Source organism: Aggregatibacter segnis ATCC 33393, assembly GCF_900476035.1.
GTDB classification, from domain to species: Bacteria; Pseudomonadota; Gammaproteobacteria; order Enterobacterales; family Pasteurellaceae; genus Aggregatibacter; species Aggregatibacter segnis.
This window is the reverse complement of sequence record NZ_LS483443.1, coordinates 571,166-588,421: the sequence shown is the minus strand read 5'-3', so window position 1 is coordinate 588,421 and position 17,256 is coordinate 571,166. Positions and strand designations below refer to the sequence as shown.

The window sequence follows — 17,256 nt, the reverse complement described above, 5'->3', positions numbered from 1 at the left end:
TAAAAGAAACTTTTTAACAAACCTAGAAATAGAGGAAATTTCAGATGAATATTCGTCCATTACACGACAAAGTGATTTTAAAACGTGAAGAAGTGGAAACTAAATCTGCCGGCGGTATCGTATTGACCGGTTCTGCAGCCACCAAATCTACCCGCGCGAAAGTGTTAGCGGTCGGCCCTGGTCGTTTATTAGAAAACGGTAGCATTCACCCAATGCACGTAAAAGTGGGCGACATCGTCATTTTCAGCGACAGCTACGGTGTAAAAACAGAAAAAATTGATGGTGAGGAAGTGCTCATTCTCTCCGAAGGCGATATTTTAGCGATCGTTGAATAAGCAAAAACACGCTGAAAAATGACCGCACTTTAAACGAAATAGATCATGGTGGGAGCAATCTCACGCAACAAAATAAAAGGAAATTAAACATGGCAGCAAAAGACGTAAAATTCGGTAACGACGCACGCGTAAAAATGTTAAAAGGTGTAAACATTTTAGCTGATGCGGTAAAAGTCACCCTTGGTCCAAAAGGCCGTAACGTAGTCTTAGACAAATCTTTCGGTGCACCAACCATCACCAAAGACGGTGTGTCTGTGGCACGCGAAATTGAATTAGAAGATAAATTTGAAAACATGGGCGCACAAATGGTGAAAGAAGTTGCTTCTAAAGCCAATGATGCCGCCGGTGACGGTACCACCACGGCAACTGTTCTAGCACAAGCCATCGTGAACGAAGGCTTAAAAGCCGTAGCGGCAGGTATGAACCCAATGGATTTAAAACGCGGTATCGACAAAGCAGTCACTGCCGTCGTTGCCGAACTTAAATCCCTTTCCAAACCTTGCGAAACCTCTAAAGAAATCGAACAAGTGGGTACCATTTCCGCAAACTCCGACAGCATTGTGGGTCAATTAATCGCACAAGCCATGGAAAAAGTGGGTAAAGAAGGCGTGATTACCGTAGAAGACGGCACCGGCTTAGAAGACGAATTGGATGTAGTTGAAGGGATGCAATTTGATCGCGGTTACCTTTCCCCGTACTTCATTAACAAACCGGAAACCGCTACCGTAGAATTAGATAACCCATTCATTTTATTAGTCGATAAAAAAATCTCGAATATTCGTGAATTATTACCGGTATTAGAAGGTGTGGCGAAAGCAGGTAAACCGTTATTAATCATTGCCGAAGATGTAGAAGGCGAAGCGTTAGCGACATTGGTAGTGAACACCATGCGCGGAATCGTGAAAGTAGCTGCAGTGAAAGCACCAGGCTTCGGCGATCGTCGTAAAGCGATGTTACAAGACATTGCGATTTTAACTGCCGGTACGGTGATTTCTGAAGAAATCGGTATGGAGTTAGAAAAAGCCACTCTTGAAGATCTTGGTCAAGCGAAACGCGTTGTCATTAATAAAGACAACACCACAATTATCGACGGTATCGGCGATGAAGCACAAATCCAAGGTCGTGTGGCACAAATTCGTCAACAAATCGAAGAATCCACTTCCGACTACGACAAAGAAAAATTACAAGAACGCGTGGCGAAACTCGCCGGCGGTGTTGCGGTAATTAAAGTCGGTGCAGCAACTGAAGTAGAAATGAAAGAGAAAAAAGCACGCGTGGAAGATGCACTACACGCAACTCGTGCAGCTGTGGAAGAAGGCGTGGTTGCCGGTGGTGGTGTGGCGTTAATTCGCGCAGCCAGCAAAGTTGCTGATTTACGTGGCGACAACGAAGAACAAAACGTGGGTATTAAACTTGCTCTTCGCGCTATGGAAGCCCCATTACGTCAAATCGTCGCGAACGCAGGTGAAGAAGCCTCTGTAGTCGCAAGTGCGGTAAAAAACGGCGAAGGAAACTTTGGTTATAACGCAGGTACCGAGCAATATGGCGATATGATTTTAATGGGTATTTTAGATCCAACTAAAGTGACCCGTTCCGCATTGCAATTCGCAGCTTCTGTCGCCGGTTTAATGATCACCACCGAGTGTATGGTGACCGAATTACCAAAAGATGACAAAGCTGACCTCGGTGCTGCCGGTATGGGTGGCATGGGAGGTATGGGCGGAATGATGTAATTCTTCCCTATCAAAAATAAAAGCCCTTGAATTAACTCAAGGGCTTTTTTATCTCTATAAAAACACTGTTTTTTATGACCGCACTTTTACACTAAATTTTCATGTTTTTCATAAGCGGAAAGCGTATTATACATAAGCATTGCTACCGTCATTGGGCCAACGCCACCCGGCACCGGTGTAATATAAGCAGCACGCTCGGCAGCAACCTCAAACTCAACATCGCCAACCAACTTGCCATCAATACGGTTAATTCCGACATCAACGACAACTGCGCCTTCTTTGATCCATTCACCTTTAATAAATTTAGGTTTACCCACAGCAACCACTAAAATATCCGCTTGGCGAATATGACCCGCTAAATCCTCGGTAAAACGGTGAGTTATTGTGACAGTACAGCCGGCAAGTAACAATTCTAATGCCATTGGACGACCAACAATATTGGACGCACCAACAATGACAGCATGTTTGCCATAAAAAGAAATACCTGTAGTTTCCAATAATTTCATCACACCATAAGGCGTACAAGCACGTAATGTTGGAATACGTTGACACAAGCGCCCAACATTATAAGGATGAAAACCATCCACATCTTTTTCCGGTGAAATTTTTTCAATTACTTTGGTGCTATCAATGTGTTTTGGCAACGGTAACTGCACCAAAATACCATCAACCTCAGGATCTTGATTCAATCGCTCAATAAGAGCTAACAATTCTGATTCAGAAGTGGTTTCCGGTAAATCGTAAGATTTGGAAAAAATACCGATTTCAGCACAACTTTTACGCTTACTTCCCACATAAACCTGAGAAGCCGGATCCGCGCCAACTAGAATTACTGCCAGACCAGGAGCACGTTTACCCAGCTCAATATACTGTGCAATTTTTTGTGTAATATTCAATTTAATTTGCTGGGATAACTGAGTACCTGAAATAATTTGAGCCGCCATTAAATTCTCCGCGTAAGGTAAATATTTACGCACGCTATTTTGTCAGAAAAATCCGTTTTATGTAAACTGAATTGTAATAAATTTAGACGATTGACAGTAAAACCATAAAAATTGATTGACTGAAAATGAAAGAAAACTATAATGCTACACATCTTTCGGCGAGTAGCGCAGCTTGGTAGCGCAACTGGTTTGGGACCAGTGGGTCGTAGGTTCAAATCCTATCTCGCCGACCACCTTTCTCTATTCTTTCATCATCCCATTTTAATGCGCCCTTAGCTCAGCTGGATAGAGCAACGCCCTTCTAAGGCGTGGGTCAAAGGTTCGAATCCTTTAGGGCGTGCCATTTAATAAACCTGACTAAATATTTTTTACTTCCAATCCAAGGAAAATAGAATGAAAAAATTAGCATTTGTATTGCTAACATCCTTAGCAACATCGAGTTTTGCTCATAACCTCCAACTCAATACCCCCCTCCCTTATGTTTCCGTTCAAACTGACGGAGAATTAATCATAAACAATGGAAGCATCAACTATAAAAACTGGGAATCGCCAGCAGTTGCAGGAAAAGTAAGGGTTCTTCAACACATGGCAGGAAGAAGTAGCGTTAAAGAAAAAAATGATGGCTTAATGGAAATGATCAAAGCTCAACGCTTTGATTCTAGCAAATATCAAACAACAACAATTATTAATGCAGAAGATGCTATCTTCGGCACCGGTCCTTTCGTCAAAAGTAGTGCTGAAAAAGGTAAAAAAAATAATCCTCACAGCCAAGTGATTTTAGATCAAACAGGTCAAGTTAAAAAAGACTGGGGATTACAGCCTAAAGAAAGCCTAATTGTAGTATTAGACAAATCTGGAAAAGTGAAATTTGCACATGAAGGGAAGTTATCTGAGCAACAAATGAATCAAGTTATCGAACTAGTTAAAAACTTAGTTCAGTAGAAAGTAGTAAAAATAAAAAGCGAGAAGATAAGAAAATGGATGGCAGGGGCGGAGAGGCTCGAACTCCCAACACCCGGTTTTGGAGACCGGTGCTCTACCAATTGAACTACGCCCCTATTGGTATTTAACTTTGAAAAAGTTATAAAATTGGCGGAATGGACGGGACTCGAACCCGCGACCCCCTGCGTGACAGGCAGGTATTCTAACCAGCTGAACTACCACTCCGAGATAGGGATTAGCAGTGACCTACTCTCACATGGGGATGCCCCACACTACCATTGGCGTAACAGCATTTCACTTCTGAGTTCGGTATGGATTCAGGTGGCTCTACTGCACTATGACTGCTAAAAATACTTATTAATTTAGTTCACTATTAACATTAAGCTAATGAACTAAAGTAATAAGTTTGGCGGTGACCTACTCTCACATGGGGATGCCCCACACTACCATCGGCATTACGGCGTTTCACTTCTGAGTTCGGTATGGAGTCAGGTGGGCCCACCGCACTATCGCCGCCAATATTCTTTATGATTTCTCTCTTATCTTATTCACGTCTTCTTAATCTAAAAACAAGCCTTCTCTCAACTCTCTCTTTGCGTCTTTCTCTTAACTGCTACTCTACTTCGCTCCATGCTCCAGGTCTCCCCAAAAACACTTGAGCGTTGTATGGCTAAGCCTCTCGGGCAATTAGTATGCGTTAGCTCAATGTATCACTACACTTACACACCGCACCTATCTACGTCTTAGTCTTAAACAACCCTTACTGTCTTAAAGACAGGGAGAACTCATCTCTTGGCAAGTTTCGTGCTTAGATGCTTTCAGCACTTATCTCTTCCGCATGTAGCTACCCAGCAATGCCTCTGGCGAGACAACTGGAACACCAGTGATGCGTCCACTCCGGTCCTCTCGTACTAGGAGCAGCCCCAATCAATTCTCCAACGCCCACGGCAGATAGGGACCGAACTGTCTCACGACGTTCTAAACCCAGCTCGCGTACCACTTTAAATGGCGAACAGCCATACCCTTGGGACCTACTTCAGCCCCAGGATGTGATGAGCCGACATCGAGGTGCCAAACACCGCCGTCGATATGAACTCTTGGGCGGTATCAGCCTGTTATCCCCGGAGTACCTTTTATCCGTTGAGCGATGGCCCTTCCATGCAGAACCACCGGATCACTATGACCTACTTTCGTACCTGCTCGACTTGTCTGTCTCGCAGTTAAGCTTGCTTATACCATTGCACTAACCTCACGATGTCCGACCGTGATTAGCAAACCTTCGTGCTCCTCCGTTACTCTTTGGGAGGAGACCGCCCCAGTCAAACTACCCACCAGACACTGTCCGAGACCGCGTTTCGCAATCTTCGTTAGAACATCAAACGTTAAAGGGTGGTATTTCAAGGACGACTCCATAATCACTGGCGTGACTACTTCAAAGTCTCCCACCTATCCTACACATCAAAATTCAATGTTCAGTGTCAAGCTATAGTAAAGGTTCACGGGGTCTTTCCGTCTAGCCGCGGGTACACCGCATCTTCACGGCGATTTCAATTTCACTGAGTCTCGGGTGGAGACAGCCTGGCCATCATTATGCCATTCGTGCAGGTCGGAACTTACCCGACAAGGAATTTCGCTACCTTAGGACCGTTATAGTTACGGCCGCCGTTTACTGGGGCTTCGATCAGGAGCTTCTCTTTCGATTACACCATCAATTAACCTTCCAGCACCGGGCAGGCATCACACCCTATACGTCCACTTTCGTGTTTGCAGAGTGCTGTGTTTTTAATAAACAGTTGCAGCCAGCTGGTATCTTCGACCGGTTCAACCTTCGCCCGCAAGGGACTACAATCTACGCCGGCGCACCTTCTCCCGAAGTTACGGTGCTATTTTGCCTAGTTCCTTCACCCGAGTTCTCTCAAGCGCCTGAGTATTCTCTACCTGACCACCTGTGTCGGTTTTCAGTACGGTTTAGATAAACCTGAAGCTTAGTGGCTTTTCCTGGAAGTGTGGTATCAGTTACTTCAGCTCCGTAGAGCCTCGTCATCATCTCTCAGTGTTAAGGAAGTCCGGATTTGCCTAAACTTCCCACCTACAAACTTAAACGTGCATATCCAACAGCACGCTAACCTAACCTGCTCCGTCCCCACATCGCAGTTTATCCAAGTACGGGAATATTAACCCGTTTCCCATCGACTACGCTTTTCAGCCTCGCCTTAGGGGCCGACTCACCCTGCCCCGATTAACGTTGGACAGGAACCCTTGGTCTTCCGGCGAACGGGTTTTTCACCCGTTTTATCGTTACTTATGTCAGCATTCGCACTTGTGATACGTCAAGCCCACCTCTCGATGAACCTTCATCCGCTTACACAACGCTCCCCTACCCAACAGACTTACGTCTGATGCCGCAGCTTCGGTGCTATATTTGAGCCCCGTTACATCTTCCGCGCAGGCCGACTCGACTAGTGAGCTATTACGCTTTCTTTAAATGATGGCTGCTTCTAAGCCAACATCCTAGCTGTCTAAGCCTTCCCACTTCGTTTCCCACTTAATATAGACTTTGGGACCTTAGCTGGCGGTCTGGGTTGTTTCCCTCTCCACGACGGACGTTAGCACCCGCCGTGTGTCTCCTGAGTATCACTCTTCGGTATTCGTAGTTTGCATCGGGTTGGTAAGCCGGGATGGCCCCCTAGCCGAAACAGTGCTCTACCCCCGAAGGTGTCCGCTCAAGGCTCTACCTAAATAGATTTCGGGGAGAACCAGCTATCTCCCGGTTTGATTGGCCTTTCACCCCCAGCCACAAGTCATCCGCTAATTTTTCAACATTAGTCGGTTCGGTCCTCCAGTTAGTGTTACCCAACCTTCAACCTGCCCATGGCTAGATCACCGGGTTTCGGGTCTATACCTTGCAACTATTCGCCCAGTTAAGACTCGGTTTCCCTTCGGCTCCCCTATTCGGTTAACCTCGCTACAAAATATAAGTCGCTGACCCATTATACAAAAGGTACGCAGTCACCCTTGCGGGCTCCCACTGCTTGTACGTACAAGGTTTCAGGTTCTATTTCACTCCCCTCACCGGGGTTCTTTTCGCCTTTCCTTCACAGTACTGGTTCACTATCGGTCAATCAGGAGTATTTAGCCTTGGAGGATGGTCCCCCCATCTTCAAACAGGATATCACGTGTCCCGCCCTACTTGTCGTTAGCTCAGTACCACAAAAGTATTTTCGAGTACGGGATTATCACCCTCTACGATTTGGCTTCCCAGCCAATTCCTCTAATACTTCCGCTATCACTAACAGGCTCCTTCGCTTTCGCTCGCCGCTACTCACAAAATCTCGGTTGATTTCTTTTCCTCGGGGTACTTAGATGTTTCAGTTCTCCCGGTTCGCCTCATTATCCTATGGATTCAGATAATGATAGTGGGTTCTTCACCCACTGGGTTTCCCCATTCGGACATCTTGGATTAAACGCCTCTTATCGACTCATCCAAGCTTTTCGCAGATTAGCACGTCCTTCTTCGCCTCTGATTGCCAAGGCATCCACCTTGTACGCTTTGTCACTTAACCATACAACCTCAAGTATTCTTACCTTATTATTTAAATAACATTAAACAATAAGCCTCAAACACTTCAACTACGATTAATAACAGTTAATTAAGAGTAATCGCCTTTTATCAATCACTCTCACTCAGACTTTCTTGAAAGTCTCGTTTTCAGCTTGTTTCCAGATTTTTAAAGAACAGATAAAACAATGTAAGTAAGTCAATTAGCTACTTACTATCATCATAGTTAAATTCATTTTAACTAACACAACGCAATATTTAATACCATCAAATAAAATGATAAAAAATATACTTCAATAAACTTAACTATGACGATATTGGTGGAGATAAGCGGGATCGAACCGCTGACCTCCTGCGTGCAAGGCAGGCGCTCTCCCAGCTGAGCTATATCCCCAATCACATCCCTTGGCTTTCACTCACACATAGCGGTTTGATATGTTCAAGATTAGTTAATGTTACAAAACCAATCTACCAAACTCACCAGTCTAAGTGGTGGGTCTGAGTGGACTTGAACCACCGACCTCACCCTTATCAGGGGTGCGCTCTAACCACCTGAGCTACAGACCCAATAGGATTTTGTCTTCGATATTTTGTTCTTTCCTTGTCTACAACCATCAAACAAACTGTGTGAACACTTAAAGTCGATTCTATCTTTGGTAAGGAGGTGATCCAACCGCAGGTTCCCCTACGGTTACCTTGTTACGACTTCACCCCAGTCATGAATCATACCGTGGTAAACGCCCTCCCGAAGGTTAAGCTATCTACTTCTGGTACAACCCACTCCCATGGTGTGACGGGCGGTGTGTACAAGGCCCGGGAACGTATTCACCGCGACATTCTGATTCGCGATTACTAGCGATTCCGACTTCATGGAGTCGAGTTGCAGACTCCAATCCGGACTTAGACGTACTTTGTGAGATTCACTCCACCTCGCGGCTTCGTCGCCCTCTGTATACGCCATTGTAGCACGTGTGTAGCCCTACTCGTAAGGGCCATGATGACTTGACGTCATCCCCACCTTCCTCCGGTTTATCACCGGCAGTCTCCTTTGAGTTCCCGACCGAATCGCTGGCAACAAAGGATAAGGGTTGCGCTCGTTGCGGGACTTAACCCAACATTTCACAACACGAGCTGACGACAGCCATGCAGCACCTGTCTCATGGTTCCCGAAGGCACTCTCATATCTCTACAAGATTCCATGGATGTCAAGAGTAGGTAAGGTTCTTCGCGTTGCATCGAATTAAACCACATGCTCCACCGCTTGTGCGGGCCCCCGTCAATTCATTTGAGTTTTAACCTTGCGGCCGTACTCCCCAGGCGGTCGATTTATCACGTTAGCTTCGGGCACCAAGCTCAAGGCCCAATCCCCAAATCGACAGCGTTTACAGCGTGGACTACCAGGGTATCTAATCCTGTTTGCTCCCCACGCTTTCGCACATGAGCGTCAGTACATTCCCAAGGGGCTGCCTTCGCCTTCGGTATTCCTCCACATCTCTACGCATTTCACCGCTACACGTGGAATTCTACCCCTCCCTAAAGTACTCTAGCTACCCAGTCTGAAATGCAATTCCCAGGTTAAGCCCGGGGATTTCACACCTCACTTAAATAGCCGCCTGCGTGCCCTTTACGCCCAGTTATTCCGATTAACGCTCGCACCCTCCGTATTACCGCGGCTGCTGGCACGGAGTTAGCCGGTGCTTCTTCTGTGATTAACGTCAATCGTGATGCCTATTAAACATCACGCCTTCCTCGTCACCGAAAGAACTTTACAACCCGAAGGCCTTCTTCATTCACGCGGCATGGCTGCGTCAGGGTTGCCCCCATTGCGCAATATTCCCCACTGCTGCCTCCCGTAGGAGTCCGGGCCGTGTCTCAGTCCCGGTGTGGCTGGTCATCCTCTCAGACCAGCTAGAGATCGTCGGCTTGGTAGGCCATTACCCCACCAACTACCTAATCCCACTTGGGCTCATCCTATGGCATGCGGCCTTGCGGTCCCGCACTTTCGTCTCTCGACTCTACGCGGTATTAGCGACAGTTTCCCGTCGTTATCCCCCTCCATAAGCCAGATTCCCAAGCATTACTCACCCGTCCGCCACTCGTCAGCAAGAAAGCAAGCTCTCTCCTGTTACCGTTCGACTTGCATGTGTTAAGCCTGCCGCCAGCGTTCAATCTGAGCCATGATCAAACTCTTCAGTTCAAAAAGTTTAATCGCTCAATACTGCTGACTTAATTAATCATCTATATAAATAAACGAATTTTCGTAGCACTATTCAGTTCAATTTTAAAATTCTTAATAATAAAAACGAATCTTCAAGTGCCCACACAGTTTGTCTGATTGATTGTTAAAGAACAAAAAACGACGCGCAGTTTTATGCTTTACAACGGCGCGTCGTTGTGGGGGCGTATTATAGGCATTTATCATGGCCTTGCAACCCCTTTTTTCAATTTTTTACAAAATATTTTTTAATTGATTATTTTTTAGATCTTTTGTCTAGAAATCAACCTTGGCAGATCCGCTATGGAATCTAATACATAGTCTGCCGCACTTTCCCCCTCAGGCGTAATCTCCTTGCCGGTTCGCACTAAGATATTTGTGTTAATCTTTGCCCCTTTCCCTGCAAGTAGATCATCAACTTTGTCACCGATCATAATCGATCTTGACGGATCAATTTTCAATTCTTCAATCGCCTGCAATAACATCCCCGACTTCGGTTTACGGCAATCACAATCCTGTTTAAACTCTGCAAATTTTGCCTCCGGATGATGAGGGCAGTAATAGATGCCATCCAAATCAACACCACGATCCGCCAACGACCAATCCATCCACTCCGTCAACTGCAAAAACTGTTCCTCGGTAAAAAAACCTCGTGCAATGCCGGATTGATTTGTCACCAGAACCAACAAATAGCCCATTTCTTTGAGTTTTTTTAGCGCCTCAATACTTCCCTCAATAAAATGAAAATGATCAATGTCATGCACGTAACCGTAATCAATATTCAACGTACCGTCTCGATCTAAAAAAACCGCTTTTTTCATATTTGTTTATCCTGTCTATCTATGCATAGCTGTCGATTATCTTCTTTATTTCTATCTCGTGCAAACCCTCTGCTATTTTGTTCTATAGAGAAACAAATAATTATAAGAATGTCGCGGATAAATGTTGACATAGCATTCTAGACGTCTAGAATACAAAAATTCTTTTCGATAAAAATTAAACAGCAAAAGGGCTTATATGATTAAGCTAGAGAATGTCAGCAAAATTTTCGACGTTTCAGGTAAAAAACTGACCGCACTTGATAACGTTTCTTTAGATATTCCGAAAGGACATATCTGTGGCGTTATCGGCGCATCCGGTGCAGGTAAAAGTACCCTGATTCGTTGCGTCAACCTATTAGAAAAACCAACCGTAGGTTCCGTGATCATTGACAGCAAAGATCTCACTCAACTTAGCGATGCGGAACTTGTATTAGAACGCCGTAATATTGGCATGATTTTCCAACATTTCAATTTATTGAGCTCCCGCACCGTCTTTGGTAATGTCGCGCTGCCTTTAGAATTAGAAGGCACACCGAAAGAAAAAATCGAAGCGAAAGTCAATGAGTTACTCTCTTTGGTAGGATTAAGCGATAAAAAAAATGTGTATCCGTCTAATTTATCCGGCGGTCAAAAACAACGCGTCGCCATTGCACGTGCACTAGCAAGCAATCCAAAAGTGTTATTGTGCGACGAAGCCACCAGCGCACTGGATCCGGCAACCACCCATTCCATCTTAAAATTATTAAAAGAAATCAACCGCACTTTAGGTATCACAATTCTCTTAATTACCCACGAAATGGATGTCGTGAAGCGCATTTGCGATTTGGTTGCTATCATTGACCACGGCAAACTGATAGAACAAGGCTCGGTGAGCGACATCTTCTCTAATCCGAAAACCGAACTGGCACAACAATTTATTCGTTCGACCTTTAGTGTCAATTTGCCGGATGAATATTTAGATAACCTACTGCAAACACCGAAGCACGCCAAGTCTTACCCGATTATCAAATTCGAGTTTACCGGACGCTCGGTGGATGCCCCATTGTTGTCCCAAGCCTCCAAAAAATTCGGTGTGGAATTAAGCATTTTAACGTCCCAAATTGAATACGCCGGCGGCGTGAAATTCGGTTTCACCGTAGCTGAAGTGGAAGGCGACGAAGATGCTATTACACAAACCAAAATCTATTTAATGGAAAATAACGTACGCGTTGAGGTATTAGGCTATGTGGAATGATTTTTTAACGCAACTTACGCCTCAAATGTGGCAAGCAGTGTGGGTTTCTACCTATGAAACCGTGTATATCAGCTTTGCATCTACCTTGTTAGCTGTGCTCATCGGTTTACCTTTTGGCGTTGTGACGTTCCTCACCGGTAAAGGCGAAATTCTGCAAAACGCACGTTTAAATCTCATTTTGAACATTGTGATTAACATTGGACGCTCCATTCCATTCATTATTTTATTAATCATTTTGTTACCGTTTACCCGTTTCATTTTGAATACGACGCTGGGTACAACGGCGGCAATTATCCCATTAAGCATTTGCGCAATGCCGTTTGTGGCACGTTTAACTGCTAATGCCTTGGTGGAAGTCCCAAAAGGCTTAACGGAAGCCGCAAAAGCCATGGGGGCGACAAATTGGCAAATCATCCGCAAATTCTATTTACCGGAAGCGCTACCAACCCTAATTAACGGCATTACACTGACCTTAGTTACCCTAGTGGGCTATTCCGCCATGGCGGGCATTGTCGGCGGCGGTGGTTTAGGTAGCCTTGCCATTAACTACGGCGAATATCGCAACATGATGTACGTTAAATGGGTCGCCACAATTATTATTGTCGTATTCGTCATGATTTCACAAAAACTTGGCGATGATTTAGCTAAACGCGTTGATCATCGTTAATTCACTTAGCATTAACATTAAAAGAGGATCTTTTATGAACTTAAAAAAATTACTCGGCGTAGCAACTCTTGCCTCCGTATTTGCATTAACAGCATGTAACGAAGAGAAAAAACCGGAAGCGACAGCAGAAGCACCGGCAAAAATTAAAGTCGGCGTAATGGCTGGCCCAGAACACGAAGTAGCTGAGATTGCTGCTAAAGTCGCAAAAGAAAAATATAACTTAGACGTAGAATACGTTTTATTTAACGACTACGCCTTACCAAATACAGCCGTTTCTAAAGGCGATTTAGATGCTAACGCTATGCAACACAAACCGTATTTAGACAAAGATTCCCAAGCGAAAGGTTTAAACAACCTCGTTATCGTGGGTAACACCTTTGTTTATCCGTTAGCCGGTTACTCCAAAAAAATCAAAAGCGTAAATGAGTTGCAAGATGGCGCGGTGGTTGCTGTACCAAACGACCCAAGTAACTTGGCACGCGCGTTAATCTTGTTAGAAAAACAAGGTTTAATTAAATTAAAAGATGCCACAAACTTGTTCTCTACTTCCATGGATATCGTTGAAAATCCAAAACATTTACAAGTGAAAGAAGTGGATACTTCTGTTGCGGCACGTGCTTTAGACGATGTGGATTTAGCCGTTGTGAATAACAACTATGCCGGCCAAGTAGGCTTAAATGCACAAGATCACGGCGTGTTCGTGGAAGATAAAGATTCTCCATATGTGAACATTATCGTGGCACGTACTGACAACAAAGACAGCAAAGCAGTACAAGATTTCGTGAAAGCTTACCAAACACCGGAAGTGGAACAAGAAGCGAAAAAACACTTTAAAGACGGAGTAGTAAAAGGTTGGTAATTTGAAGCCCCTATAAAAACACCGTAAAATGAGACCGCACTTTTAGGCAATGAAAAGCCAAAGTGCGGTCTTTTTTTTACACGTTTTTTACGGGGGAAATCAAGATGAAAGTCACCAGTTCAGCTATTGAAAACGGACATTACGCCGACAAATACGGCAAGCGAGGCTCGCAGTTTAGCCCAAATGGCATGCCCACCTACTCCATTCCTTTTGAAATCACCGATGTGCCTGCCGGCACAAAATCCTTTGCTGTAGTGCTAGAAGATAAAGATGCCATCAGCGCTGCCGGCTTTGTTTGGACGCACTGGCTCATTGCTGACTTGGAACGCACTTCCGTGCAAGAAAACGAAAGCCAAACAGCGACAGATTTCGTACAAGGTGCAAACAGTTGGGCAAGCGTATTAGGCAAGTTTGACATCAAAGAAGCCTCTGCTTACGGCGGCATGGCACCACCGAACTCAAACCATCGCTATGAACTTTATGTCTATGCGTTAGATACCAAACTCAATTTGCCGCAAGGTTTCCGTTTCAACGAACTCCATTACGCCATGCAAGGGCATATTTTAGATCAAGCCTATTTAGTAGGTTGGTATAACGTTTAATGCATCGGTTTAAGAAAAATCCTCGTCACATTGACGAGGATTTTTTATGAGCGCTTTTAGACACCCTTTTTTGCGCCTATAATAAGCCGTTTATTTTTATTCAATCGAGAACATCATGTTAGATATTGTTTTATACGAACCGGAAATTCCGCAAAACACCGGCAATATTATTCGCTTATGTGCCAACACCGGCTTTCGCTTACATTTAATCGAGCCACTGGGTTTTACCTGGGATGACAAAAAATTGCGTCGCTCCGGCTTGGATTACCACGAATTTGCCGACATCAAAAAGCACAAAACTTTCGAGGCCTTTTTGCAAAGTGAACAACCGAAACGTTTGTTTGCCTTAACGACAAAAGGTACCCCAGCACACAGCGAAGTAAAGTTTGAATTAGGCGACTATTTAATGTTCGGCCCGGAAACCCGCGGCATTCCGATGGACATTTTAAATAGCATGCCGGCGGAACAAAAAATCCGCATTCCCATGACAGCCAACAGCCGCAGCATGAATCTTTCAAACTCGGTGGCCGTCACCGTGTATGAAGCATGGCGCCAGCTAGGATATCAAGGTGCGGTAAATTTAAACCGATAACAAAAAGCCCATCGTCTGATGGGCTTCTTTTTTAAGTGCGGTCGTTTTTTCTCGCATTTTTACGGTAAATGCCTAGCGCACATTTAATGCGGTTGCCATATTTTCCTGTAATTGCTCCAACATGGCATAGCGTTTACGGTACATGGAACGCTTATTGCTTGGAATATCGTCCATATTTTTGGTTTCAAAATGCAGTGGCAATTCCCAATAATCTTTTAACGTGCCGGCAGATTCCGCGAAAATCGCATCATAGTCCACCACATAACGTTTGCTTTGCACGAAACGGGATTTGTTTTGATATTTATGCGGAATGCCCCATAAGGCAGAATAACCTAACACATTGGTCAGGGCTTTCATGGCTTCCACCATCAAATAAGCCGGACGTAAACCATGGCATTTCTTGGTCAGCAATTTCACCATTTCTTTTGAACCTTCAAAATTCGGCCCTTGAATTACCGCAATTAAAAGCGCCTGTTGCACTTTGCCGAAGGTCAATAAATAAACCAATTCTTGACTTGGTGAATGAACCAGCTCTAACGTCCAAAACCCTTCCATCGGCTGATAATCGGTGATGGTGAGCCGCATTTCAAAATCAGGAATGACCTCACCAAAAGAAATGGCTTGTTGCCACAACGGCGGCAACCCAAGTGCGGTCAATTTTTCCGGTAAAAACGTCAGGTTGTCGCACATGGCGTCAAAACGTTGTTGCGTATTAAAGCGTTTATCCAAAAAACGATGCACTAACGGATAGCTAAAATTTGCCCGTTGATTAAGCAAGTCAACGAGCCACGGTTTTTGGTTCACGACGCTTTCGAATTTTTTCACTGCCTGCCAGTGCAGCCAAGAACGCAAGCGATAACGGAAACGCTTCATACGGTAAGATTTCTGATTTCTATCTGGATATAACGCATGAGGATCCGGCCATTGATAAACATGTTGCTGTGTCATAATAAATTTATTTAGGTTCAAATAAGGAAAAATCGGGGCACATTTTCGCATAATCCCATCTTTTTTGCATTTTTTTATCGTTTTTTTACGGCCGATAAAGTATCCTAGCCGGCAATTTATCACCTTGGATACAAAGCACACCATGTCAGAAATTAAACTGAATTATCACAAAACCCATTTTTTAACCAGCTCGCCGAACCTCAAAAGTCTGCCGGAAGATAGCGGTGTTGAAATCGCCTTTGCCGGTCGCTCTAATGCAGGCAAATCAACGGCATTGAATGCCTTAACGAATCAGAAAAACCTTGCCCGTACGTCAAAAACCCCAGGGCGTACCCAACTCATCAATTTGTTTGAAGTGGAACCGCAATGCAAGTTAGTGGATTTGCCGGGCTATGGCTATGCCGCCGTACCGGAACAAATGAAATTGCAGTGGCAACAAGCCCTTGGCGAATATTTGCAAAAGCGTGAGTGTCTTGCCGGGATTGTGATTTTGATGGACATTCGTCATCCGCTCAAAGATTTGGATCAGCAAATGATTGAATGGGCAGTAGCTTCCAAATTACCGGTATTATTACTGCTCACGAAAGCGGATAAACTGAGCCAAAGCGAACGCAGCAAACAAGTCAAAATGGTGCGTGAAGCAATTTTACCGTTCCAAGGCGATATTCAAGTGGAAGCCTTTTCTGCGTTGAAACGTACTGGGATTGATCGCTTAGCCGTCAAATTAGACGCCTGGTTTGCCCCAGTTTTCGCCTAAAAAAAGCCATTTCTGCGATCCTGATCGCAAAAAAGTGCGGTGTGAATTTCTTTCATTTCGCACTTTTTTTATGTTTGTCGCTCCGCTTTTTTCTTCAGCATGATGGAGCCCAACATGTCTTTAGCCATCGTTTACAGTCGCGCCTCCATAGGCGTTCAAGCACCACTAGTCACCATTGAAGTACATTTAAGCAACGGCAAACCGGGCTTTACCCTTGTCGGCTTGCCGGAAAAAACGGTGAAAGAAGCCCAAGACCGTGTCCGCAGTGCGTTGCTGAATGCCGAATTTCGCTACCCCGCCAAGCGTATTACCGTCAACCTCGCCCCGGCAGACTTACCCAAAGAAGGCGGGCGTTTTGATTTGCCGATTGCCATCGGCATGCTTGCCGCCTCCGGTTATATTGATGCAGAAAAGTTAAAACAATTTGAATTTATCGGCGAACTTGCCCTGACCGGCCAACTGCGCGCGGTGCATGGTGTCATCCCTGCGATTCTGGCAGCGAAACAAGCCAAGCGAAAATGCATTATTGCACTAGGCAATGCCAATGAAGCCTCTCTGGTTTCAGAGCAAGAAACCTATTACGCCAATTCCTTATTAGATGTGGTGCAATTTCTCAATCAGCAGGGAGTATTACCTCTTGCCGGAGACATCAAAACTCAAAGTGCGGTGGATTTTTTCCCTGAAAATCCTAAAGATCTGACGGATATCATCGGCCAACAACATGCCAAGCGTGCCTTAATGATTGCCGCGGCAGGGCAGCATAATTTGTTATTTTTAGGCCCACCCGGCACAGGAAAGACCATGCTTGCCAGTCGCTTAACCGGATTACTGCCGGAAATGAGCGACCAAGAAGCCATTGAAACCGCCTCTGTGGCCAGTTTGGTGCAAAATGAACTAAATTTTCACAACTGGAAACAACGCCCCTTCCGTGCGCCTCACCACAGTGCCTCCACACCGGCATTGGTGGGTGGCGGTTGTTAAAATTACAAATAATTGTCAAACGATACAAATAATTGTCGCCTTATAATCCAAATCATTTATAATCTAC

12 protein-coding genes, 6 tRNA genes, 4 rRNA genes and 1 pseudogene are annotated in these 17,256 nt (G+C 44.8%); 12 read left to right on the top strand and 11 right to left on the bottom strand.

Features of this window, described 5'->3' with window-relative positions:
* Nucleotides 1-44: 44 nt before the first annotated feature.
* Together DQN58_RS02995 and groL are read left to right on the top strand one after the other, a co-directional pair.
* Nucleotides 45-335, top strand: coding sequence for a co-chaperone GroES (locus tag DQN58_RS02995; RefSeq protein ID WP_005715710.1), 291 nt, complete (start codon nucleotides 45-47; stop codon nucleotides 333-335).
* Nucleotides 336-424: 89 nt separating this feature from the next.
* Nucleotides 425-2,068, top strand: coding sequence for a chaperonin GroEL (gene groL / locus DQN58_RS02990; RefSeq protein WP_005715708.1), 1,644 nt, complete (start codon nucleotides 425-427; stop codon nucleotides 2,066-2,068).
* A gap of 86 nt (nucleotides 2,069-2,154) precedes the next feature.
* Here groL and folD read toward each other — a convergent pair whose 3' ends face one another.
* Complete coding sequence (folD, locus tag DQN58_RS02985; protein ID WP_005715706.1) at nucleotides 2,155-3,012, bottom strand: bifunctional methylenetetrahydrofolate dehydrogenase/methenyltetrahydrofolate cyclohydrolase FolD; 858 nt, start codon at nucleotides 3,010-3,012, stop codon at nucleotides 2,155-2,157.
* A gap of 156 nt (nucleotides 3,013-3,168) precedes the next feature.
* Here folD and DQN58_RS02980 point away from each other — a divergent pair.
* The 3 genes from DQN58_RS02980 (at nucleotide 3,169) to DQN58_RS02970 (ending at nucleotide 3,954) form a co-directional block, all read left to right on the top strand.
* A tRNA-Pro gene (locus tag DQN58_RS02980) sits at nucleotides 3,169-3,245 on the top strand.
* 33 nt (nucleotides 3,246-3,278) lie between these two features.
* Nucleotides 3,279-3,355: transfer RNA gene (locus DQN58_RS02975), tRNA-Arg, on the top strand.
* A 50-nt stretch (nucleotides 3,356-3,405) separates the two neighbouring features.
* Nucleotides 3,406-3,954 carry a YtfJ family protein gene (locus DQN58_RS02970; protein ID WP_005715704.1) on the top strand — a complete coding sequence of 183 codons (549 nt, stop codon included), beginning with the start codon at nucleotides 3,406-3,408 and terminating at the stop codon, nucleotides 3,952-3,954.
* A 40-nt stretch (nucleotides 3,955-3,994) separates the two neighbouring features.
* Here DQN58_RS02970 and DQN58_RS02965 read toward each other — a convergent pair.
* From DQN58_RS02965 to gmhB, 9 genes are all read right to left on the bottom strand, one after another.
* Nucleotides 3,995-4,070, bottom strand: a tRNA-Trp gene (locus tag DQN58_RS02965).
* A 32-nt stretch (nucleotides 4,071-4,102) separates the two neighbouring features.
* Nucleotides 4,103-4,179: transfer RNA gene (locus tag DQN58_RS02960), tRNA-Asp, on the bottom strand.
* Between the two features lie 8 nt (nucleotides 4,180-4,187).
* Nucleotides 4,188-4,303, bottom strand: a 5S ribosomal RNA gene (gene rrf, locus DQN58_RS02955).
* A 55-nt stretch (nucleotides 4,304-4,358) separates the two neighbouring features.
* Nucleotides 4,359-4,474, bottom strand: a 5S ribosomal RNA gene (gene rrf, locus DQN58_RS02950).
* A gap of 146 nt (nucleotides 4,475-4,620) precedes the next feature.
* Nucleotides 4,621-7,517, bottom strand: a 23S ribosomal RNA gene (locus tag DQN58_RS02945).
* Nucleotides 7,518-7,831: 314 nt separating this feature from the next.
* Nucleotides 7,832-7,907, bottom strand: a tRNA-Ala gene (locus DQN58_RS02940).
* A 96-nt stretch (nucleotides 7,908-8,003) separates the two neighbouring features.
* Nucleotides 8,004-8,080: transfer RNA gene (locus DQN58_RS02935), tRNA-Ile, on the bottom strand.
* A 90-nt stretch (nucleotides 8,081-8,170) separates the two neighbouring features.
* Nucleotides 8,171-9,710 (bottom strand): 16S ribosomal RNA (locus tag DQN58_RS02930).
* The 16S, 23S and 5S rRNA genes sit together here with 4 tRNA genes alongside, the layout of an rRNA operon.
* A 281-nt stretch (nucleotides 9,711-9,991) precedes the next feature.
* Nucleotides 9,992-10,549 (bottom strand): D-glycero-beta-D-manno-heptose 1,7-bisphosphate 7-phosphatase, encoded by a 558-nt coding sequence (gene gmhB, locus DQN58_RS02925; protein ID WP_005715701.1) that lies wholly within the window; start codon nucleotides 10,547-10,549, stop codon nucleotides 9,992-9,994.
* Between the two features lie 196 nt (nucleotides 10,550-10,745).
* Here gmhB and metN point away from each other — a divergent pair, with 196 nt between their 5' ends.
* From metN to trmL, 5 genes are all read left to right on the top strand, one after another.
* Nucleotides 10,746-11,783, top strand: a complete 1,038-nt coding sequence (metN, locus tag DQN58_RS02920) for a methionine ABC transporter ATP-binding protein MetN (RefSeq protein WP_005715699.1) — start codon at nucleotides 10,746-10,748, stop codon at nucleotides 11,781-11,783.
* The gene (locus tag DQN58_RS02915) at nucleotides 11,773-12,450 is read left to right on the top strand and encodes a methionine ABC transporter permease (RefSeq protein WP_005715697.1); all 678 of its coding nucleotides are present in this window, start codon (nucleotides 11,773-11,775) and stop codon (nucleotides 12,448-12,450) included. Before metN ends, DQN58_RS02915 begins: the two co-directional genes overlap by 11 nt.
* Before the next feature lie 34 nt (nucleotides 12,451-12,484).
* A complete protein-coding gene (locus DQN58_RS02910; protein WP_005715695.1) occupies nucleotides 12,485-13,309 on the top strand; it encodes a MetQ/NlpA family lipoprotein in 825 nt (274 codons plus the stop codon).
* Nucleotides 13,310-13,413: 104 nt separating this feature from the next.
* On the top strand, nucleotides 13,414-13,911 hold the full coding sequence (locus DQN58_RS02905; protein ID WP_005715693.1) for a YbhB/YbcL family Raf kinase inhibitor-like protein: 498 nt from the start codon (nucleotides 13,414-13,416) through the stop codon (nucleotides 13,909-13,911).
* Nucleotides 13,912-14,026: 115 nt separating this feature from the next.
* A complete protein-coding gene (gene trmL, locus DQN58_RS02900; RefSeq protein WP_005704903.1) occupies nucleotides 14,027-14,503 on the top strand; it encodes a tRNA (uridine(34)/cytosine(34)/5-carboxymethylaminomethyluridine(34)-2'-O)-methyltransferase TrmL in 477 nt (158 codons plus the stop codon).
* A gap of 72 nt (nucleotides 14,504-14,575) precedes the next feature.
* Here the strand turns inward: trmL and DQN58_RS02895 are convergent, their stop codons facing one another.
* Complete coding sequence (locus DQN58_RS02895; RefSeq protein ID WP_032998064.1) at nucleotides 14,576-15,451, bottom strand: VirK/YbjX family protein; 876 nt, start codon at nucleotides 15,449-15,451, stop codon at nucleotides 14,576-14,578.
* Between the two features lie 142 nt (nucleotides 15,452-15,593).
* Here DQN58_RS02895 and yihA point away from each other — a divergent pair, with 142 nt between their 5' ends.
* Nucleotides 15,594-16,208 (top strand): ribosome biogenesis GTP-binding protein YihA/YsxC, encoded by a 615-nt coding sequence (gene yihA, locus DQN58_RS02890; RefSeq protein ID WP_005715688.1) that lies wholly within the window; start codon nucleotides 15,594-15,596, stop codon nucleotides 16,206-16,208.
* Nucleotides 16,209-16,322: 114 nt separating this feature from the next.
* Nucleotides 16,323-17,183 (top strand): annotated as a pseudogene (locus DQN58_RS02885) (YifB family Mg chelatase-like AAA ATPase); the annotation flags it as partial.
* Nucleotides 17,184-17,256 lie beyond the last annotated feature (73 nt).